Origin of the sequence: Bacillus sp. FSL K6-1012 (assembly GCF_037964915.1) — a bacterium.
GTDB lineage: Bacteria > Bacillota > Bacilli > Bacillales > Bacillaceae > Bacillus > Bacillus halotolerans.
On the sequence record NZ_CP150175.1, the window covers coordinates 2,848,395 to 2,867,654 of the forward strand.

Consider the following 19,260-nt stretch of genomic DNA (forward strand, 5'->3'; position numbering starts at 1 on the left):
TGTTTAATTGTAAGCGTATGTCATTATAGCAAATGTCTATTTTAAGATCAATCAAACGCCAAAAAATCAGGCTGCCCATAATGGACAGCCTGACAGCTACTCTATTGTTCCGTACCTTTTTTTAATTCTTTCCCTTTCCAAACAAGCCAAATTTGCGCGGCAATGTAGAGGGATGAATAAACACCTGTTAACAGCCCAACCAATAGAGCGATTGAGAAGTTTGTAATAGAAGATGCCCCAAAGATCAGCAGTGTTATGACAACAATCACTACAGTTAATACAGTATTAATGGATCTTGTAAAGGTTTGCTGCAAGCTTAGGTTTACGATATGGCTCAAATCGGCAAACGTTTTCGGCTTGCGCTTTTTCATATGCTCGCGAACCCTGTCAAATGTAACGATTGTATCGTTAATCGAATAACCGACAATCGTCAGGACGGCCGCAATAAAGGTAACATCTACCTCCAGCCTTGTAATGCTGAAAAATGTGACGATAAAGAAAGCATCATAAAGCAGTGAAACAATCGCAGCAATCGCCATTTTGTACTCGAATCGGATGGAAACGTAAATAATGATTCCGATTGAAGCAATGGCTACTGCGTACAATGCATTTCTCGCCAGTTCTTTACCAACAGTAGGTGACACCGTGCTGACATTCGGCTCGGATCCGTACTTGTCTTTAAAGTAATCTTTCACTTTTGCAATGGTTTCTTTATCAGGCACTCCTACAAAGCGGGCAACACCAATATTGCTCTTTTCGCCTGACAAGACAACCGTGTCAGGTTCCATGCCAAGTGATGCAAAGTCCTTCTCCACCTGCTCTGTCGTGAGCTTATGGTCACTTTGCACTTCAATCCGTGCGCCGCTCGCAAAGTCAATGCCCAGATTCAGTTTAAATACAAGCAGAATAATAATTCCGGCAACGGTAACTGCACTTGAGAAAATAAAGAAAAAGTTTCGCTTGCTCGTAAAATCCCATTTTTGGAACGGCGTATACGGTTCTGTATTTTCATCTGTGTCCTGGATGTCCACAATATGTTTCTTTTTGACGCCAAACCAGCCTTTTTTCCGGTCTAACCATCTGCTTTCCACAAGAAGCGAGAGCAGAAATCTTGATAAGAAGACTGCGGTAATAAAGCTTGTCAGAATCGACAGAATCAGCATTGTCGCAAACCCTTTAACAGAGCTTGTCCCAAAGACAAAGAGCACAACCGCTGCAATAATGGTTGTAATATTCGCGTCAAAAATCGTCGCAAATGACCGTCTGTTTCCTGAGCGGAAGGCAGAACGGACGGATTTTCCTAGCTTAAGCTCTTCCTTAATCCGCTCATAGGTGATGATGTTGGCATCTACAGCCATCCCGACCCCTAAAATGAGTGCGGCTATTCCCGGAAGAGTGAGAACAGCGTTCATCCAGTCAAAAATCTGGAGCGTAATGTATACATAAACTGATAGCGTAATCACCGCAATCAATCCTGGCAGGCGGTAATAGAAAAGCATGAATAGGAAAATAATAGCTATTCCGACAATACCTGCAAACACCGTATCATGCAACGCCTGCTGTCCAAATTGTGCGCCTACTGATGTTGAGTATTTTTCAGTCAGTTTAACAGGCAGCGCCCCGGCATTTAAAATGCTGGCTAAATCTTTCGCTTCCTGGACTTTAAAATGCCCTTCAATTGTAACGTCTTTTGTGTTTAATTCCTGGCTTACATTCGGAGCGGAAACATACTTAGGGTGCTCTTTTTGAACTTCTTTCTTAAAAGAGTCTCCTTTTTCGTAATCCATCCAAATGACAAGCTGGTTGTTTGGCGCCATTTTCATGACCTTTTTCGTCACTTCACCGAATTTATCAGCATCTTTCAGTTTAATACTGACAATCGGTTCATTTGTTTTGGCGTCGTATGTTTGTTTTGCCCCGTTTTCAACGAGATCAGAACCGTTCAGCAATTCTTTGTCATTTGTATCTCTGAAAGAAAGCTGAGCCTCAGTCGCCAAAATTTCCCGCGCTCTGTTTTGGTTTGTCACACCAGCTAGCTGAACACGAATCCGGTTATTTCCTTCAATTTGGATGTTCGGTTCACTGACACCGAGGACATTCGCCCTGCGGTTCAAAGCCTCTACTGTGCTGACCAGAACGTCTTTTGTGATTTTGTCACCTTTTTTTACTGGCTGTACGTCATACAGCACCTCAAATCCGCCTTGCAAATCCAATCCTAACGTAATATTGTTTGCAGCAGGCTTTGTAAAGTAGCCCAGCCCCGTGCCAATCAATAGAACGAAAAGGAAAAACGCAATCAAGCGTCCTTTTTTCATTATGTATATCCTCCCTTAAACCTATGCAGATCAACTGCTACCTCAGTAGTTCTTCCAATGCTTCCTGACCTTCTTCACTGCCCAGCCAATTAGACGTTTTAAATGACTCAACGGTTGCATAGTTCATAAATTCTCCAATTTTCACTGATAAAATATCCCTTGTCAGTTCATAGATGTGCAGCTCCGATTTCTTTTTCCACTTCTTGTTTTTTAAGTATGACCACAAACTATCGAGCTCAACATCATCATATCCCAGAATCTTAAACTCTTCCAGTTTGCTGTAAAGAAACGGCCTTACGTGGTCTTTATACAGATCGGCTGGATGCTTATCCACGAATTCCACGCTCCTTTTTTATTGTTTTTCAAGAAGACTTGTCATGCTTGGACGATATATACGCATATCTTTATTGTATATGATTCCAGGTAGTTTGAGAAGGCAGGGGGTAAAAATGGCGAAACAGACGTTTTTAAAGGGCACTCTTATCCTTATCGCAGCAGGGATGGTCACAAGAATGCTCGGCTTTGTCAACCGGGTGGTCATCGCCCGATTTATCGGTGAAGAAGGGGTCGGGCTCTATATGATGGCGGCTCCTACCTTTTTCTTAGCCACTACATTAACTCAATTCGGTCTTCCCGTCGCGATCAGTAAGCTTGTCGCTGAAGCCAGCGCACGCGGAGATCATCAAAAAACGAAAAATATTTTAGTCATGTCTCTTACCATCACTGGGATTCTCAGCCTGATTTTCACACCGCTGTTTTTATTTTTCGCCCCGGTAATGGCGGAAACCATGCTGACAGATCAGAGGACGCTGTACCCCCTCTTGGCCATTACTCCGGTCGTGCCGATTATCGCCATATCCAGTGTGCTGAGAGGGTATTTTCAAGGAAAACAAAACATGAACCCGCTTGCCGTTTCACAAGTCCTGGAACAGGTCGTCCGCATTTCTCTCGTGGCTGTATGTACGACGATTTTTCTCCCTTACGGAATTGAATATGCCGCAGCGGGAGCCATGCTTTCTTCAGTTGCAGGAGAGCTGGCGTCACTTGTTTATTTATTCATTTGTTTCAAATTCAAAAAAACAATGAAAATCAGAAAACATTTTTTTCAATCGATTAAAAATGGAAAAGAAACTTTTTCTCAATTAATGAGCGTCTCACTTCCTACAACCGGCAGCCGTTTTATCGGCAACCTGTCTTGGTTTTTTGAACCCATTGTTGTCGCGCAAAGCCTTGCAATTGCCGGAGTGGCGACAGTTGCGGCTACAAAGCAATACGGGGAACTGACCGGCTTTGCCATGACGCTGCTGACTCTGCCCAGCTTTATTACATATTCTTTGTCGACCGCGCTTGTTCCTGCGATAAGTGAAGGAATGGAACAGAAAAAACTTCAGGTGGTTGAATACCGATTGGAGCAGGCCATGCGGCTGTGCCTGCTTAGCGGGGGCATTTCAGTAGTGATTTTATATGTGTTTGCGGATGAGCTGATGAGCGTGATGTATGGGTCCTCAGGTGCAGCCGTGTTTATAAAAGTCATGGCTCCGTTTTTTCTGCTTTATTATTTCCAGGGTCCGCTTCAGGCTGTGCTGCAGGCGCTCAATTTAGCAGGAGCTGCAATGATGAACAGCTTGATCGGAGCCCTTGTAAAAACAGGCCTTATTTTCGTCCTTGCCACGAGACCGTCTCTCGGCATCATGGGTGCTGCATTAGCGATTGTAACGGGCATGGTGCTCGTCACCCTTTTGCATGCAGCGACAGTGAGCAAAGTGCTGCCGATCAGCATCAAAATAAAAGAGTACGTGCTCTGCTTTGCGGTTATTTTTATATGCGGGTTCCTCAGCTCTGCTGTCAAACAATATGTGCGGTTCGGAGAGTCGGAGGCTGTGAATGTTGCCGGATGGATTGCGATAAGCGCTGTTTTCTATATCATCTTGCTGCTCGTTTTCCGTTTAATCAAAAAAGATGAGCTTCGCCGCATCCCTATTATCGGACGCCTGATCGTCCGATGAAAATCAAGTGCGGTGCCCATCTTTTTCATCAATAAAAAATTCGCCGTCAGTAAACGAACAAAATGATATAGCTGAAGGATTCGTATATCCCTGTTTCAATAAATTCTCCTCAAGCCACTGGTTATCTTTGCCGATCCGAGCCAGGTTCTCAGTTTGAATGTCACCGTCAATGATAAGCGGCATCTCCAGCTGTCTATGTTCATCATTGTTTTGTTTTTTTACGACAGTCAGTTTGCCTGACGGCTCTAATATAGCAAATGATACATCAGCCACTCTGTCGATATTATTTTCTCTTAGCTGAACCATCAAATCATCAAAATTATAACGCTGTGATTTCATGGCGTTTTCGTCAATTTTTCCGTATTTAATGATAATGGTGGGCTTGCCGTCAAGAAGCTGACGTACGTTCCGGTTTTTTAAGGATATGTATGCAAACGTCACTTGGATCATCATTAGCACAAGCATTGGCAAAATGGTATGAAACAGATGGTCCTCTACGTTTTCTATGGCCAGGACAGCAATTTCTGCCATCATGATAAAGACAACGAGATCTAATATACTAAGCTCTCCGATCTCCCGCTTGCCCATGAAACGAAAAATAATCAGGATCACAAAATATAATACGACTGTGCGAAACGTTATAGTAAGAAGCTCTTCCATCATGCACCTCCAACTCATCATAGCATGCAACAAAACATACGATTTATGTAAGAAAAAGTGATCGTATTTCATAAAGCTTTTACGTCTAATTCACGGAACGAGGGAATACATTTTTACAAAGACGAGCCATCAGCATGTCTGAGGCTTTGTTTAAAAAGAACAGAAGCCTTTATAGATAGGCAGGGAGGAGAAATTCATGGAGGAAACGAAACAAGTTGGAAAAGGCATACTCTACGGCTTAATCGCTATTTTTTCAGCCATGCTCCTAACGAGTTTAGCCGTTTCACTTTTACTGACAGCAACCTCGCTTGAAGAATCATCATTCAACTGGCTGATCACCGCCGTATCATTTCTTTCTTTATTTATCGGCGGATTCATATCTGGCGGGAAAGGGAAGGAAAGAGGATGGCTGATTGGGGCATTGACTGCTTTAAGCTTTTCCTTGATTATTTTACTGTTTCAATATCTGGGATTCGGAAAAACATTTACAGCAGAACAGCTGCTCTTCCATCTTGGCTTTTTAGGCGTATGTATGCTTGGCGGCATTTTCGGAGTGAATTTGAGAGGAAGCAGATCTTCCTAATAAAAAAAGAGCGGGGGTTACCCGCTCTTTTTTGTTTGCTATGTATGAACTCCTGCTGTTATTCAGCAGCAGAAGTTTCTCTGATCGCGCGGCGGTCGAAAGTAAGACGTGTGTTATCACCAGTCTTAATGACGACTTTGCTTTCGTCGATAGAGTCAACTGTACCGTGCAATCCACCGATTGTCACGACTGAATCGCCTTTTTTCAGTTCCTCCTGCATTCGACGCACAGCTTTTTGCTGCTTCTGCTGCGGACGGATCAGCAAGAAATAAAGAACCGCAAACATTAAAATAATAGGAACTAATGTACCTAAAGTACCTGTCATCTTTTTCCCCCCTTTCTGAAACAAACTCGCCATTATGGCTTTTTATATTAGAAGCTTTTCGCATTTGGCTTGTTATAGCCGTAACGCTCAAAGAACTCTTCTCTGAAATCACCCAGACGATCCTCGCGAATAGCCTGTCTTACCTGCTCCATTAAGTGTAACAGAAAATGAAGGTTATGGTAAGTTGTTAATCGGAGTCCAAACGTTTCATTGCAGCGAATCAAGTGTCTGATATACGCCCGTGTGTAATTTTTACATGTGTAGCAATCACACTCTTCATCAATCGGACGGAAGTCTCTCTCAAATTTTGCGTTTTTCATATTGAGCCGTCCTTCAGCAGTAAACACCGTGCCGTTCCGTGCAATACGGGTAGGCAGCACACAGTCAAACATGTCTACTCCGCGGATCGCTCCGTCAATCAGAGCATCCGGAGAACCGACTCCCATCAGATACCTCGGCTTATCCTTCGGTAAAAGCGGTGTCGTAAATTCAAGCACCCGGTTCATAACGTCTTTCGGTTCACCAACGGACAATCCACCTATAGCATATCCCGGAAAATCAAGGGAAATCAAGTCTTTCGCGCTTTGTGTACGCAAATCTTCGTATTCTCCCCCCTGAACAATACCAAACAGGCCTTGCTCGTCCTGCCGGGCATGGGCATTCAGGCAGCGTTCAGCCCAGCGGCTTGTCCGCTCAACTGACCGTTTCATGTAATCGTATTCTGCCGGATATGGCGGGCATTCGTCAAATGCCATCATAATATCAGAGCCGAGTGCGTTTTGGATCTCCATCGCTTTTTCCGGAGATAAAAACAGCTTATCTCCATTTAAGTGATTGCGGAAGTGAACGCCCTCTTCCTCTATATTACGAAACTTGCTTAATGAAAAGACCTGAAAACCGCCGGAATCTGTTAAAATTGCGCGGTCCCAGTTCATAAATTTATGGAGTCCGCCCGCTTCTTTTACAATATCCTGTCCCGGGCGAAGCCATAGGTGATATGTGTTGCTTAATATGATGCCCGCGTCCATTGCCTTCAGCTCTTCAGGCGCCATTGTTTTGACTGTCGCCAGTGTGCCGACCGGCATAAAAACAGGCGTTTCAAAGGAGCCGTGGGGAGTATGCACTCTGCCCAGGCGCGCCCCTGTTTGTTTGCATTCTTTTATAAATTCATAGCGTATTGGTTGTTCAGCCACTTTTTATGAGGCCTCCTGTTCTCAATTTATATAATCAGCATTGCGTCGCCGAAGCTGAAGAAACGGTATTCTTCTTCAACCGCATGGTTATACGCACGCAGAACGTTTTCTCTGCCTGCAAGCGCACTGACCAGCATAATCAATGATGATTTCGGCAAGTGAAAGTTTGTAATCATTCCGTCAATGGCTTTGAATTCATAGCCCGGATAAATAAAAATAGATGTCCATCCGCTTGATGCTTTAAATCGCCCATCATGTTCACCGGCAATCGTTTCAAGCGTGCGGGTTGAGGTCGTGCCGACAGAAATAATCCGTCCGCCCTTTTCCCTTACGCTGTTTAAAGCCGCGGCCGTTTCTTCTGACATTTGATAGAACTCTGCATGCATATTATGCTCTTCCACTTCATCGGCACTGACCGGACGAAACGTTCCGAGACCGACATGCAGTGTGATGAACTCAATCTGAACACCTTTGTCCTTCAGCTGCTGTAAAATGTCTTCCGTGAAATGAAGTCCGGCTGTAGGCGCAGCGGCAGATCCGATTTCTTTTGAAAACACAGTTTGGTAGCGCTCTCTGTCATCAAGCTGTTCCTTAATATATGGCGGAAGCGGCATTTCTCCGAGTGATTCCAGCACCTCGTAAAAAATACCGTCATATTGGAACTCAACTTTTCTGCCGCCATGCTCCAGCTCTTCCGTGCAGACAGCTTTTAATCTGCCGTCTCCAAATGTTACAACGGTTCCTTTTTTTACCCGTTTTGCCGGTTTGACGAGCGTTTCCCACCTGTCACCGGCTTCCTGTTTCAGCAAAAGCAGTTCTACTTTTGCCCCCGTATCCTCTTTTGTTCCGAATAACCGGGCAGGCAAAACGCGGGTATTGTTCAGCACGAGACAATCCCCTTCTTTAAAGAAACTGATGATCTGTTTAAACGAGCTGTCTGTCAGCTCTCCTGTATGTTTATCAAGCACCATCAGCCTTGAAGCGTCACGCTGTTCCAATGGCACCTGTGCAATTAAACGTTCCGGAAGTTCAAAATCAAATAAATCAACTTTCATAATTTCACCTTTATTCTAGTCTTTTGTTATTTCATTCTGCCGAAAAGATTAAGCAAGATTGATAATACCACACTTATGATAATACAAGTGACAACCGGGAAGAAAAACGTCACATTTCCTTTTTTTACAAAAATATCTCCCGGCATCTTGCCGACAAAATGCAAAACCGCTCCGATAATAAGCAAAACAGCACCAAGAATCATAATGATCTTAGGAAATTCAGTCATATCGGGGAGCCTCCATTTGAAAATGATGATAAACGGCCGGTGTGACGATCCTTCCCCGCGGCGTTCTCTGGATAAAACCGATTTGCAGAAGATACGGTTCGTATACATCTTCAATCGTATGCGGTTCTTCGCCGATCGTGGCTGAAATCGTATCAAGCCCCACCGGACCGCCGTTAAATTTTTCGATCATTCCCATCAGCAGCTTGTGATCAATGTGATCCAAACCAAGACGGTCGACTTGAAGCCGCTCCAAAGCGTCCTGAGAAATCTCTTCTGTAATCCGGCTGTCGCCTAACACCTGTGCAAAATCCCGGACCCTTCTCAGCAGGCGGTTGGCCACCCGCGGCGTTCCTCTTGATCTTCTGGCAATCTCAAGCGCTGACGGCTGATCAATTTCAACCTCAAACACATCAGCCGTTCTCGTAACAATATCAGCAAGCTCTTCTTGTGTATAATACTCAAGCCGCGACATGACGCCGAATCGATCTCTTAAAGGCGCAGTCAAAAGCCCTACTCTTGTCGTGGCGCCGACCAGTGTAAAAGGCGGAAGATCAAGACGGACTGAACGGGCAGAAGGCCCTTTTCCAATGACAATATCAAGACAAAAATCTTCCATTGCCGGATAAAGCACCTCTTCAATCGATCTGTGCAGCCTATGTATCTCATCGATAAATAATACATCCCCCGGCTCGAGCGCCGTTAAGATCGCAGCCAAATCACCCGGCCTTTCAATCGCAGGTCCCGAAGTCGTCCGCAACTCCACTCCCATTTCGTTGGCAACGATGGAAGCAAGCGTCGTTTTTCCAAGCCCTGGCGGACCGTATAAAAGAACATGATCAAGCGTTTCCTGTCTCATTTTTGCGGCATCTATAAAAACACGCAAATTCTCTTTTACCTTATGCTGCCCGATGTATTGAACCAGGCGCTGAGGCCTCAGGCTTTGCTCTATCACTGATTCATGGTTGTCTGCTTCACTTGAGACGAGCCGTTCATCCATGAACATCACCTTACTTCAATAGTTTTTGTAATGCTTTTTTTACGTACTGGTCTGTTGTCAGACCAATATCCTCTTTTAAGTGAGGAAGTACCTTTTTGATTTCTTTTTCGGCATAACCAAGTACCCTGAGGGCCTCGAGTGCTTCTTCAAGCGCCGTTTCTGCCGTTTGTTTTTCAAGTCTTTCTTCATGATTGAACAGATTTTCAATCATTTCAGGCACGACGTCAGCCAGCTTTCCTTTTAAATCAAGGATAATCTGGCGGGCAGTTTTTTTGCCGACGCCCGGAAACTTGACTAAAAAGGCTTCATCTTCATTTTCAATTGCTTGAATGACCGCTCCCGGGTCACCTGATCCCAAAATGGCGAGTGCCCCTTTTGGACCGATTCCGGTCACATTTAACAGCTTTGTAAAGAGCGCTTTTTCCTCCCTTGTTGAAAAGCCGTATAGTAAAAACGCATCTTCTCTTACATGATGGTACGTAAAAATGGTTTCTTGACTTCTCTCCTTATATATAAACGGATTTGGCGTAAAAATCTGATAGCCGATGCCGCCGTTTTCTATCACAATATATTGGGGAGATACATAATCAATCGTCCCTTTAACAAATTCGATCACGAAAATTCACCTCTTTGACTGTTCTTCATTGTACCATAAAAACAGCCAAAGGCTTAAAGAAAAGTTAACATATGTTCGCTTCTCATTCATTGTTCCACGAAAAAAAAGACATGAGCACATGTCTTCAATCAGCAGTGGTCACCCGCTGTACGTCTTGATATGTTCTATGACATCTTCAAACTCCGCTTTCGTCCGAAACGGAATGCCTTTTTCGAGATTTTTTTGCATATGGCTCTCCAGTCTTTCTAAGTCAATTTGAAAAAAAGATTGAATCGGTTCAGAATCCGACTCCGGCCGTCCATGAAAAGTGGAAATTACTCCGCTGTCAGAAACGCCGATATAACCATTCACCTTGCTGAGCGGAGAAATATCGTCCACCTGCTTCCGAAATAGAACGTACCCATTTTTATGTTCGACAAGCGTCCATCCCGCATAATCCGCCCAAAAGTCATCCATGGACAGCACCTTTTCACGCTTATGCTCGATGCTGACCTCTCCATCCAAATACACTTTTTCAAGCTGCACATGCACTTGCAGCGGTTCATAGTGCTCCACTTCCGCCCCTGACGCGCGGGGAGCACCCATTAGAAAAGCTGCGGCTGAGCATAAAATCCCCAGCAACAGATACGCAGTGCTAAATCGTTTCACCCTTTACACCTCTTTGCACACGTTTATGACTAGTCTGACCAAAGAGGCTACTGCTTAACCGTTTCCTCAAAATTTGTTTGCACATTTTTCCTGACAAGCCGTTCCTCTGGATACATATCGGCGTGCCGTTCTGAAATCGTCAGAAATTGTGTCAGGAAAGCACTGAGAAAATATAATGACGCAAAAATCCATATCACGCCGCCTGCGCCGAGCGGGCCGATAAAAAGGCTCACGATGCCGGGAGCAATAAAAGCGCACAGACCCGACCCCAGATTTAACACAGACATGGCAGCACCTTTGTTATCAGGCGCAAGCGTCGGCAAAAGCGCGCTTAATGGAACATATCCGGCCAGTGCCGCACCGTAGCAGCAGGCAATGATCATCAGCACCCAGTACTGATGCCCAATCAATTGCGGCGTGTAATAGAGCGCCAGTGTAAAAATGCCGCAGCCGACTCCGCCAAACCACATGACAGTATTGCGCCAGCCCAGTTTATCTCCGACCGCGCCGAAAATGATGTTAAATACAATGTTGACAAAAAACAGCGTCCCCCAAATTTGCAGCCATTCTGAAACAGAATAGCCGTAACGCGCCAAATAGGTCGGAAGAAATATCGCAAATCCGAATTGTCCGATAGCATTTATTGTCTTGACTACGCCGCCGATGCCGACTTTAGGATTTTCAAACATAATTGTAAACGCCTTCGACAGCTCTTTCCATTTCGGCTGATCTTGTTTTTGTACAGGCATAAATTTATCTTTATTAAAAAACAGTGCGAGAACTCCGCCTGCTGCCACAAATAGTAAAGCGCTCCAAAGCGTATTGATTTCTCCAATCGCCGGAACCGCATAGCTCGAATAAAACGGTCCAAGCACGTTCAGGCCGCACGTAAACATAAACCAAAACCAGCCGACGGCTTTACCAAGGATTTGCTGAGAGGTGCTGTATGATACCCATACAAGAAACGAGTATGCAAACAGCGGGTATCCCAAGCCCCTGAGCGCGTAGCTGCCCAAGAGAGCCGGATAGTACATATGAGGAATCGCCCAGCCGATAAAAGCAACCGAACCGAGGATAAAAGCAAGTAAACCGACCGTCATCGTCTTTCTTGGCCCCCAAGTCTGGACAAAGGTTCCTGATAGCCAAGCCGAAATCGTGACAGCAATGCCATACACCGTAAACAGCGAAGCAGATTGCTGCATACTGAGACCGTGATCAACAAGAAAAGGAGACAGCCATCCTTGCTCAAGTCCGTCTCCAACCATAAAGATGACCACACCAATATAACCCCAAAGCATGTGAGAAGGAATTCCGATTTTGTTTAAAGCATTTCCTTTAGCATGTGCTGTATTCATGATTTCCACCGCCTACTTTTTATAAAGTATCAATGGAATGTATATACCCAAGCTTGCTGTATTGCAATCCCTTTATCTGAATATTAAAAAACAATTTTCTCAGTATGTTCAATGCTGACAGGCATGCCTAAAGCGAGTGACTGCTGAGCCGCCCTTGCTATTCGTTCCGCCTGAAAGCCGTCATCGCCGGTGCAGGCAGTCTCCCGATTGGTTTTGATCGCATCTGCAAACTGAAGAATCTCTTCTGTGTAGGCTTCCTTATAGCGTTCAAGAAAAAAGAAATGCGGTTTATCCTTCATGACAAAGTCAGCCGTTGACACTTCTACCGTCGTCGGCCTGCTGTTATCCGCTGCTGCCGAGCCTTTCGTGCCGAAAACCTCGACCCGCTGGTCATATCCGTACACAGCTTGACGGCTGTTGTCTATCACACCCATGGCACCGTTTGCAAATGTCAAGGTAATGACAGCCGTATCAATGTCCCCCAGCTCTGCAAAGGACGGATTCACCAAAGCCGCTCCTTTTGCATACACTTCCGTCACTTCACTTCCCATGATGTATCTCGCCATATCAAAATCGTGAATCGACATATCGATAAATAAGCCGCCTGATGTGCGGACATAATCAACATTCGGGGGTTCAGGGTCCCGTGACGTAATTTTTAATAAATGAGGCGTGCCGATTTCACCATTTGAGACAATGGTTTTGATTTTCTTAAAATGAGGGTCGAAACGGCGGTTAAATCCGACTTGCAGCTTAACCCCATGTTTCCGCACGGCCGCAAGTGCCTCCTTCGTTTCATCAGGAGAAAAACTGATTGGTTTTTCACAAAAAATATGTTTTTTCGCCTCAGCTGCTTCTCTGATGATTTGCGCATGTGTGTTTGTTGGCGAACAGATAAAAACAGCGTCAATATCAGGATCAAGCAATAAATCTCTATAGTCAGCGGTTATGTATTCAATGTGGTGACTGGCGGCCCAATCCTGTAAACAGCTTGCAGAAATATCAGAAACCGCTTTTATTTTCATATGAGGAATCCGATGTATATTTTGAACATGAAGTTTGCCGATGCGCCCTGCACCGATAATTCCTGTCACCATCTGTTTCGTCATGGCGTGTTCCCCCTTGATAGTTTACGAAAGCGCTTTATTTCAAATTAATAGTATCCCATTTGTAAGCGCTTTTCAAGGAGTGGGATAAACGTTTTCATGTCTCTTTTATCACAATCAAAGCTTATAGGTAGCCTTCTTTCCCAAGACCAGATACACTATATTTAGGCTCTTTTTCCTGAACAGTTTTGGATTTTCCTATAAACAACTGCATAAAATAGAGCAAAGAAGGTGAATGAAATGCTGACAAAAGCAGAGGCACTGGCCCATTCAGTCATATACCGCCAAAACAGCAGATTTGATAAAGTCAAAGAGAAACCCGAGGAATTAACATTGATCGGCAAGGGACGAAGCGCCTATGTGTTTGCCATAACAGAAGGTGACCGGAAAATGGCGCTGAAGGTATTTTTTCCGGAGTATCAAGCGACAGCCGTCAAAGAAGCAGCGATTTATGAAAAATTAGACGGATCCGCATTCTACCCTGACATTTATGAAACTGGTGATTCATTTATTTTAATGGAATATATTAAAGGCGATACCTTTTACAACTGCCTGAAAAAAGGCATCGCGATCAGCGACGATATGATTCAGCAGGTAGAGGACGCACTTTCTGACGCCCGTGCAGCTGGCCTCAACCCGTCAGACATTCATTTGCGCAATCTGATTCTGACAGAATCCGGAGCAGTGCGGGTCATTGATGTTGCGAGATTTGAACAGACGAAAACGTGCACGCAGTGGGACGATTTAAAAACGGCGTATCATACGCTTTATAAAAAGCCGATTTTCCCGAAAAAAATCCCGGGCTTTTGGCTTGAGGTTATTGCTTTTTTATATAAAAAAGTTTGGTTTCAGAAGCGCTTTGCACAACGGAAAAGAAAATATTCTTCATAGAAAAGGCAGCCGCATAAGCGGCTGCCTTTATCATTTTATTTTTACTTTCTGACAGCAGAAATCAATTTCATTTGTTCAGGCGACAGCTTGATGCGATATCCTCTCACACTCAAATAAACCGCGTCTGAGTTCTTTTCGCTGGAATGACAATATGTGTTTTCCATTTCTGTCTCCCCCACCCTTTATCTATTTTCCTTTATCATACCTTCACTTTATTGAGGAAATTTTAAAGAAATGTAAAGATCGTATAAAATCCGCGATATGATAAAATGAGAGAAAAAAAGGGAGAGAGTCACATCAAAACACGCAGTAAAGTCCCTCTTATTATATTCTCATGTCTTCTGTTCTTCGGCGGTGCCGTTTATTGGATGTTTTTTTCACTCAAAAACGTTCCGAAAGGCAGCCTCGTACAATCAGTGGAATCACCGGACGGAAGCTATACGCTAAACACTTATGTATCCAAAAATACCTTAGGCTCAGATGCCGCCAGAGGCGAACTCGTGAATGAAAAAACAATCTATTGGAATTATCCTGACAGCAGACCATCTGTTAAATGGTTGAACAACAATACAGTAAAAATCGGCAGCCAGACTTTACATCTCGATATCGATGAAACTTATGATTGGCGAAAGGATGATCATTGGATTCGTGAGGAACCGCCGCAAGCATCAGTGAGATGAGATAATGAAAGATCCTTCTCGTTTTGCCTTTTATATACGCAATGAGCTTGGCTATTTATTTCTCAAAGACTGTTTCATAATTGGTGTCCACATGCCTTTATAAACAGAAGCGCGGCGTACTTCATACGCTGCGCTTTTTTTCACCCCATTCTCCCCTCTCATGATCATTACACGTTATATAATGTGACAGATTGATTGTAAAAATAGTTCAATTAACCCAAAATCCTCTTTATAAAGCAATCGAAACGACGTGAGGAGGAAGCTTGATGGCAGATTTTGTTGCTAGTTTAAACGCGGTCTTATGGAGTACACCCGTCATTTATATTTTATTAGGAATTGGATTGATCTTTTCTATTGTGACCCGTTTTTTACAAGTCAGACACATCAAGGAAATGATTGTGCTGATGTTTCAAGGCAAGAGCTCAGAGGCAGGGGTATCTTCGTTTCAAGCATTATCAATCGCTCTGTCCGGCAGGGTGGGGACCGGAAACATTGCAGGTGTGGCAACAGCAATTGCGTTCGGCGGACCCGGCGCGGTGTTCTGGATGTGGGCCATTGCTTTTATCGGTGCTTCGAGCGCCTTTGTTGAATCTACTCTTGCCCAAATTTATAAAGTGAAACAAGGCGGCCAATATCGAGGCGGACCCGCTTATTATATAGAAAAAGGATTAGGCATTAAGTGGTTTGCTGTTTTATTTGCGGCTGCGGCCCTTATTGCAATGGCTCTCCTTATGCCAGGGGTCCAGTCCAACTCCATTGCAGCGGGCGTCCAAAATGCATTCGGCATCTCTCCTGCCATTACTGGCTGTTTTCTTGTTCTCTTATTAGGTTTTATCATTTTCGGAGGTGTAAAACGTATCGCCAGTGCCTCACAAATGATTGTCCCGTTTATGGCAGTCGGATACATTCTGCTCTCTCTGATCATCATTGTGATGAATATTTCTGAACTGCCTGCTGTCATTTCTTTGATTTTCAGAAGTGCTTTTGCATTAGATTCCGCATTCGGCGGTCTCATCGGCATGGCCATTTCATGGGGCGTCAAACGAGGCATTTATTCAAACGAAGCCGGACAAGGAACAGGCCCTCATCCTGCTGCCGCCGCAGAGGTATCTCATCCGGTAAAGCAAGGATTGGTTCAGGCATTTTCTGTTTATATCGACACTTTATTTGTATGTTCCGCTACAGCATTCATGATTTTATTTACCGGTATGTACAATACACAGGCTGCCGACGGTTCATTTATTGTCAATCACCTGAAAGGTGTAGAAGCTGGACCGGGCTTCACTCAGGCCGCCATTGACAGTGTGCTGCCCGGCTTTGGTGCAGGCTTTGTCGCTATCGCTTTGTTCTTCTTCGCTTTTACAACCATTATGGCTTATTACTACATCGCTGAAACAAATATCGCATATTTAGCGAGAGGCAGAGAAAGCAAGTGGGCAATGCTCGGCTTAAAAATGATCATTTTAGCCGCGACATTCTACGGTGCTGTCAAAACCGCTACACTTGCTTGGGCATTAGGTGACGCGGGACTTGGCATTATGGTTTGGCTGAACGTCATTGCCATTGTTTTGCTCGCCAAGCCGGCGCTTATTGCGTTAAAGGATTATGAGCAACAGAAGAAACAAGGCTTAGACCCAGTCTTTGATCCTAAAGCTCTCGGCATCAAAAACGCTGATTTCTGGGAGAAAGAATACACACACGAAAATGAGCGCGTCTCTTAAGACGTAAAAAGACCGGTCTGAGATCACTTCGCGCCGGTCATTTTTATATTACTGGTAATTTGTATACACTGCCTGAACATCATCATCGTCTTCAAGCGCATCAATCAATTTATCCAGTTTTTCAACAGCCTCATCATCAGCATCTGCATATGTTTTCGGAATCATGGTTACTTCAGCTGAATCGACTGGATAATTTGCTTCAAGTGCTGTTTTTACCTCTTCAAAACGTTCAGGCGCTGTTAATACCTCAAAGTATTCATCCTCTGTCTGCAGCTCTTCGCCGCCCGCTTCTATGACATCAAGCATCAGGTCATCCTCTTCTATTTGCCGATGTGTACGGTCAATTGCAATGTACCCCTTCCGTTCAAATAAAAATGATACACATCCGCTTTCTCCGAGACTTCCGCCGTTTTTATTGAAAGCTGTCCGCACATTTGTCGCCGTACGGTTTTTATTATCAGTTAAGCACTCCACCATGACGGCAACCCCTGAGGGACCGTAGCCTTCATAGGTGATTTCCTCGTAGCTGCTGCCGTCCTGGCTTCCTGCGGCTTTTTTTAGGGCACGGTCTATATTATCATTTGGCATATTGGCGCCTTTTGCTTTTTCAATCACAAGCCGCAATGCTGAATTTGCTTCAGGATCGGCTCCGCCTTGCTTTGCTGCCACATAGATTTCTTTAGCAAGCTTCATAAATACTTTTCCGCGCTTTGCGTCTTGCGCATTTTTTCTTTTTTGGATGTTTTTCCACTTAGAATGGCCAGCCATGCTTTCACCTTCCTTGATATTTCTATGTACACTTTAATGGGTATTGCAAGCCGTTGTAAAGAAAAAGACCGCCGGGAATCACTCTCCGGCAGCCTTCTTAGTCCTAGCGTCTGTTCATTTTATGAAGTCTTGTGAACAGTCCTTTATCTGTAGATACTTGAACGTCACGGCCATCCGCATAGTTTCGTGCGGCTTTTTTGACATTTTGCCTGTCAGACTGTGTGAAATCAGCGTGGCTTCTGACAGCGATGACTACTTTGTCATCCGTTACCATCACTTGTGTGTCGTTGACGTTTTTGACTTGTTTCACACGATTGGCGATTTTTGCGGCAAGTCTTCTGTTCTCTTGGTTGTCATACCCGTTGTTGTTCGTCCCATTTCGGTTCATATTTCTGTTATTTGTGTTGTTATATGTTCCGTCAGTTGCCAATGGGACGCGATCATCTGCAGTAACACGGTCGTTTACATTGGTTGTGTTTCGGTCACGGCCGTTTTGGCCGTTCTGGTCCTCCATCAATTCAGAGACCGGGCCGTCGTGATCCATCCCGTCTCCCTGTCTGTCAGCGTCATTCTCATTTGTATAATATCCGATTGGACGGGTATTGCCGTTATTACCGTTATTACGCGTATCATTAAGGGCATCATTATTTGCGCCGCATGCTGTTAATCCGGCTGTCATCAAAATGAGGCCTGCAATTGTTAACTTTCTACCCAATGGAAAAACCCCCCGAGGACTGATTGAGCATGTTGTGCTCGTTTTTATCATGTGCATCAGGGAGATATGTTAAGCGTGTCAGTTATGACCATTCGACGATTGTAAGGCAATATAAAAAAAGGAACGATTTACATCGTCCCGAACAATCATTCACTTTCTTCTTCAGGGCGTCCAAACATCTGGTTTGTTGAAGGCTGATTTGGCATGGAAGTTCCGGCTGCATACGGATTCGGATTTGCTCCTCCGTAAGGCATATAAGGAGTTCCATATGCTCCTCCCTGATAACCAGGTGCTGAGAAGTATGGCTGCTGATCATCGTCACACCCGCAATCATCATGATCCTTAAATGGCGGCATATAACCATGCGCCATATTTGGCTGATAAGCACCCATCACTTGAGGAGCGCCATAATAAGGACCATATGGCATATGCCCATAAGGAGATCCATAAGCCGGCGATGCATATTGAGGCGCGCCGTGCGAAGGCTGATATCCGTAATGCCCGTGATGGCTGTTTTCATGATGCTGGTTATCATATTCACCCGGATCATATTGCGAAGGTGATACAAAACTTGGCTGGAAGCCATAAGGCTGATGCATCGGAAATGCATGTGCAGGATAGTATGGGTAGCACAGGCCGGATCCAGGCAGAATCGGTGAGACAGGAACCGGACATGGCACAAAATGGGCTGGATACGGATAGTATGGCTGAACTGCCGGCATATTCGGAACAGTGTGGTGGATGTTTTCTTCTTCCATACCGCCTACATCTGGCGCTTTAGGCGTATTAGGCATATTCGGATAATTTGCATTCTCCATATTACTCATTGCCTCCTGTTGTGGAAATTGATCTTGCATGTCATACATATGATCTATATTTCCGTCATGATGCTTTTTAGGCTCCTCCGGTTTAGGAGGCGACCAAGGCTGAAAAAGCTGATTCATATCATAATAATCGTTCACATCAGCTTCAGGATACACATTATCATGCAAATTCGGCATCGGCGGGACAAAAGGAACAGACTGCTTTTCTTTCGGTTTTGTGTCTTCTACGTCGACAACGGATTTAGGCTTCTCCTTGGAAAATGGGTGTTCTTGCTTCTCATCCCCGACTGCCGCCGGACTTTTGCCCGCTTTTATCTCTTTTCTGACTGGAACACCTCCAGACGGCACTTTTATTTTCATCCCAGGCATGATTAAATCTGGATTGCTGAGCTGCGTATTGAGTTTTTTTACTTCCTCAACATCAACTCCGTATTTTTCAGCTATTTTCCAGAGTGAATCGCCTTTTTGAACGATATGGATTTTCAACGTTTTCCCCTCCTATGCAAAACGTGAACAGTTCAGTTGTGATTACAATATGTTTCTTCACAACATATGCCTGATCGAAAGAAATTATG

Annotated in this window: 21 protein-coding genes; 5 read left to right on the forward strand and 16 right to left on the reverse strand. The window is 44.5% G+C overall.

Going from position 1 to position 19,260, the window contains the following annotated elements; translation table 11 throughout:
• Nucleotides 1-101: 101 nt before the first annotated feature.
• Both secDF and NSS75_RS14900 read right to left on the reverse strand, forming a co-directional pair.
• Nucleotides 102-2,315 (reverse strand): protein translocase subunit SecDF, encoded by a 2,214-nt coding sequence (gene secDF / locus NSS75_RS14895; protein ID WP_024122320.1) that lies wholly within the window; start codon nucleotides 2,313-2,315, stop codon nucleotides 102-104.
• 37 nt (nucleotides 2,316-2,352) lie between these two features.
• Entirely contained in the window at nucleotides 2,353-2,649 is a 297-nt protein-coding gene (locus NSS75_RS14900) for a post-transcriptional regulator (protein ID WP_010335127.1), read from the reverse strand.
• Between the two features lie 115 nt (nucleotides 2,650-2,764).
• On the opposite strand from NSS75_RS14900, the gene spoVB reads away from it, so the two are divergent.
• Nucleotides 2,765-4,321 (forward strand): stage V sporulation protein B, encoded by a 1,557-nt coding sequence (gene spoVB / locus NSS75_RS14905; RefSeq protein ID WP_024122322.1) that lies wholly within the window; start codon nucleotides 2,765-2,767, stop codon nucleotides 4,319-4,321.
• Between the two features lie 3 nt (nucleotides 4,322-4,324).
• Here spoVB and NSS75_RS14910 read toward each other — a convergent pair whose 3' ends face one another.
• The gene (locus NSS75_RS14910; RefSeq protein WP_024122323.1) at nucleotides 4,325-4,981 is read right to left on the reverse strand and encodes a DUF421 domain-containing protein; all 657 of its coding nucleotides are present in this window, start codon (nucleotides 4,979-4,981) and stop codon (nucleotides 4,325-4,327) included.
• A gap of 196 nt (nucleotides 4,982-5,177) precedes the next feature.
• Between NSS75_RS14910 and NSS75_RS14915 the strand changes: the two genes are divergently transcribed.
• A complete protein-coding gene (locus tag NSS75_RS14915; RefSeq protein WP_024122324.1) occupies nucleotides 5,178-5,564 on the forward strand; it encodes a TIGR04086 family membrane protein in 387 nt (128 codons plus the stop codon).
• 58 nt (nucleotides 5,565-5,622) lie between these two features.
• On the opposite strand, the gene yajC is transcribed toward NSS75_RS14915, so the two are convergent.
• From yajC to iolG, 9 genes are all read right to left on the reverse strand, one after another.
• A complete protein-coding gene (yajC, locus tag NSS75_RS14920; RefSeq protein ID WP_024122325.1) occupies nucleotides 5,623-5,889 on the reverse strand; it encodes a preprotein translocase subunit YajC in 267 nt (88 codons plus the stop codon).
• A 47-nt stretch (nucleotides 5,890-5,936) separates the two neighbouring features.
• On the reverse strand, nucleotides 5,937-7,082 hold the full coding sequence (gene tgt / locus NSS75_RS14925; protein ID WP_024122326.1) for a tRNA guanosine(34) transglycosylase Tgt: 1,146 nt from the start codon (nucleotides 7,080-7,082) through the stop codon (nucleotides 5,937-5,939).
• Nucleotides 7,083-7,108: 26 nt separating this feature from the next.
• Entirely contained in the window at nucleotides 7,109-8,137 is a 1,029-nt protein-coding gene (gene queA, locus NSS75_RS14930; RefSeq protein WP_024122327.1) for a tRNA preQ1(34) S-adenosylmethionine ribosyltransferase-isomerase QueA, read from the reverse strand.
• A gap of 26 nt (nucleotides 8,138-8,163) precedes the next feature.
• Complete coding sequence (locus NSS75_RS14935) at nucleotides 8,164-8,364, reverse strand: DUF2905 domain-containing protein (protein WP_003222669.1); 201 nt, start codon at nucleotides 8,362-8,364, stop codon at nucleotides 8,164-8,166.
• Nucleotides 8,357-9,361, reverse strand: a complete 1,005-nt coding sequence (gene ruvB, locus NSS75_RS14940) for a Holliday junction branch migration DNA helicase RuvB (RefSeq protein ID WP_024122329.1) — start codon at nucleotides 9,359-9,361, stop codon at nucleotides 8,357-8,359. The genes NSS75_RS14935 and ruvB overlap by 8 nt, the downstream gene beginning before the upstream one ends.
• Nucleotides 9,362-9,371: 10 nt before the next feature.
• Nucleotides 9,372-9,977, reverse strand: a complete 606-nt coding sequence (gene ruvA / locus NSS75_RS14945) for a Holliday junction branch migration protein RuvA (protein WP_024122330.1) — start codon at nucleotides 9,975-9,977, stop codon at nucleotides 9,372-9,374.
• A 138-nt stretch (nucleotides 9,978-10,115) separates the two neighbouring features.
• On the reverse strand, nucleotides 10,116-10,625 hold the full coding sequence (locus tag NSS75_RS14950; RefSeq protein WP_024122331.1) for an intercompartmental signaling factor BofC: 510 nt from the start codon (nucleotides 10,623-10,625) through the stop codon (nucleotides 10,116-10,118).
• 47 nt (nucleotides 10,626-10,672) lie between these two features.
• Nucleotides 10,673-11,980 (reverse strand): MFS transporter, encoded by a 1,308-nt coding sequence (locus NSS75_RS14955; protein ID WP_339233592.1) that lies wholly within the window; start codon nucleotides 11,978-11,980, stop codon nucleotides 10,673-10,675.
• 83 nt (nucleotides 11,981-12,063) lie between these two features.
• Complete coding sequence (gene iolG, locus NSS75_RS14960; protein ID WP_268509576.1) at nucleotides 12,064-13,089, reverse strand: inositol 2-dehydrogenase; 1,026 nt, start codon at nucleotides 13,087-13,089, stop codon at nucleotides 12,064-12,066.
• A 237-nt stretch (nucleotides 13,090-13,326) separates the two neighbouring features.
• Between iolG and NSS75_RS14965 the strand changes: the two genes are divergently transcribed.
• Nucleotides 13,327-13,977 (forward strand): phosphotransferase, encoded by a 651-nt coding sequence (locus NSS75_RS14965; RefSeq protein WP_268496893.1) that lies wholly within the window; start codon nucleotides 13,327-13,329, stop codon nucleotides 13,975-13,977.
• A 41-nt stretch (nucleotides 13,978-14,018) separates the two neighbouring features.
• On the opposite strand, the gene NSS75_RS14970 is transcribed toward NSS75_RS14965, so the two are convergent.
• Nucleotides 14,019-14,141, reverse strand: a complete 123-nt coding sequence (locus tag NSS75_RS14970; protein WP_024122335.1) for a hypothetical protein — start codon at nucleotides 14,139-14,141, stop codon at nucleotides 14,019-14,021.
• Nucleotides 14,142-14,345: 204 nt separating this feature from the next.
• On the opposite strand from NSS75_RS14970, the gene NSS75_RS14975 reads away from it, so the two are divergent.
• Together NSS75_RS14975 and NSS75_RS14980 are read left to right on the forward strand one after the other, a co-directional pair.
• Complete coding sequence (locus NSS75_RS14975) at nucleotides 14,346-14,657, forward strand: DUF5412 family protein (RefSeq protein WP_232351009.1); 312 nt, start codon at nucleotides 14,346-14,348, stop codon at nucleotides 14,655-14,657.
• A 266-nt stretch (nucleotides 14,658-14,923) separates the two neighbouring features.
• Nucleotides 14,924-16,378 carry an alanine/glycine:cation symporter family protein gene (locus NSS75_RS14980; RefSeq protein ID WP_198098493.1) on the forward strand — a complete coding sequence of 485 codons (1,455 nt, stop codon included), beginning with the start codon at nucleotides 14,924-14,926 and terminating at the stop codon, nucleotides 16,376-16,378.
• Between the two features lie 48 nt (nucleotides 16,379-16,426).
• On the opposite strand, the gene NSS75_RS14985 is transcribed toward NSS75_RS14980, so the two are convergent.
• The 3 genes from NSS75_RS14985 to safA form a co-directional block, all read right to left on the reverse strand.
• A complete protein-coding gene (locus NSS75_RS14985) occupies nucleotides 16,427-17,146 on the reverse strand; it encodes a YebC/PmpR family DNA-binding transcriptional regulator (protein WP_198098494.1) in 720 nt (239 codons plus the stop codon).
• A 103-nt stretch (nucleotides 17,147-17,249) separates the two neighbouring features.
• Complete coding sequence (locus NSS75_RS14990; protein ID WP_024122340.1) at nucleotides 17,250-17,861, reverse strand: YhcN/YlaJ family sporulation lipoprotein; 612 nt, start codon at nucleotides 17,859-17,861, stop codon at nucleotides 17,250-17,252.
• A 146-nt stretch (nucleotides 17,862-18,007) separates the two neighbouring features.
• Complete coding sequence (safA, locus tag NSS75_RS14995; RefSeq protein ID WP_339233605.1) at nucleotides 18,008-19,171, reverse strand: spore coat assembly protein SafA; 1,164 nt, start codon at nucleotides 19,169-19,171, stop codon at nucleotides 18,008-18,010.
• Nucleotides 19,172-19,260: the final 89 nt, after the last annotated feature.

What these genes read in the sequence shown, in the direction of transcription:
- secDF (WP_024122320.1), bottom strand. Translation starts at nt 2,315, where the DNA reads ATGAAAAAAGGACGCTTGATTGCGTTTTTCCTTTTCGTTCTATTGATT.
- spoVB (WP_024122322.1), top strand. Translation starts at nt 2,765, where the DNA reads ATGGCGAAACAGACGTTTTTAAAGGGCACTCTTATCCTTATCGCAGCA.
- NSS75_RS14910 (WP_024122323.1), bottom strand. Translation starts at nt 4,981, where the DNA reads ATGGAAGAGCTTCTTACTATAACGTTTCGCACAGTCGTATTATATTTT.
- NSS75_RS14915 (WP_024122324.1), top strand. Translation starts at nt 5,178, where the DNA reads ATGGAGGAAACGAAACAAGTTGGAAAAGGCATACTCTACGGCTTAATC.
- yajC (WP_024122325.1), bottom strand. Translation starts at nt 5,889, where the DNA reads ATGACAGGTACTTTAGGTACATTAGTTCCTATTATTTTAATGTTTGCG.
- queA (WP_024122327.1), bottom strand. Translation starts at nt 8,137, where the DNA reads ATGAAAGTTGATTTATTTGATTTTGAACTTCCGGAACGTTTAATTGCA.
- NSS75_RS14935 (WP_003222669.1), bottom strand. Translation starts at nt 8,364, where the DNA reads ATGACTGAATTTCCTAAGATCATTATGATTCTTGGTGCTGTTTTGCTT.
- ruvB (WP_024122329.1), bottom strand. Translation starts at nt 9,361, where the DNA reads ATGGATGAACGGCTCGTCTCAAGTGAAGCAGACAACCATGAATCAGTG.
- NSS75_RS14955 (WP_339233592.1), bottom strand. Translation starts at nt 11,980, where the DNA reads ATGAATACAGCACATGCTAAAGGAAATGCTTTAAACAAAATCGGAATT.
- iolG (WP_268509576.1), bottom strand. Translation starts at nt 13,089, where the DNA reads ATGACGAAACAGATGGTGACAGGAATTATCGGTGCAGGGCGCATCGGC.
- NSS75_RS14965 (WP_268496893.1), top strand. Translation starts at nt 13,327, where the DNA reads ATGCTGACAAAAGCAGAGGCACTGGCCCATTCAGTCATATACCGCCAA.
- NSS75_RS14970 (WP_024122335.1), bottom strand. Translation starts at nt 14,141, where the DNA reads ATGGAAAACACATATTGTCATTCCAGCGAAAAGAACTCAGACGCGGTT.
- NSS75_RS14975 (WP_232351009.1), top strand. Translation starts at nt 14,346, where the DNA reads ATGTTTTTTTCACTCAAAAACGTTCCGAAAGGCAGCCTCGTACAATCA.
- NSS75_RS14980 (WP_198098493.1), top strand. Translation starts at nt 14,924, where the DNA reads ATGGCAGATTTTGTTGCTAGTTTAAACGCGGTCTTATGGAGTACACCC.
- NSS75_RS14985 (WP_198098494.1), bottom strand. Translation starts at nt 17,146, where the DNA reads ATGGCTGGCCATTCTAAGTGGAAAAACATCCAAAAAAGAAAAAATGCG.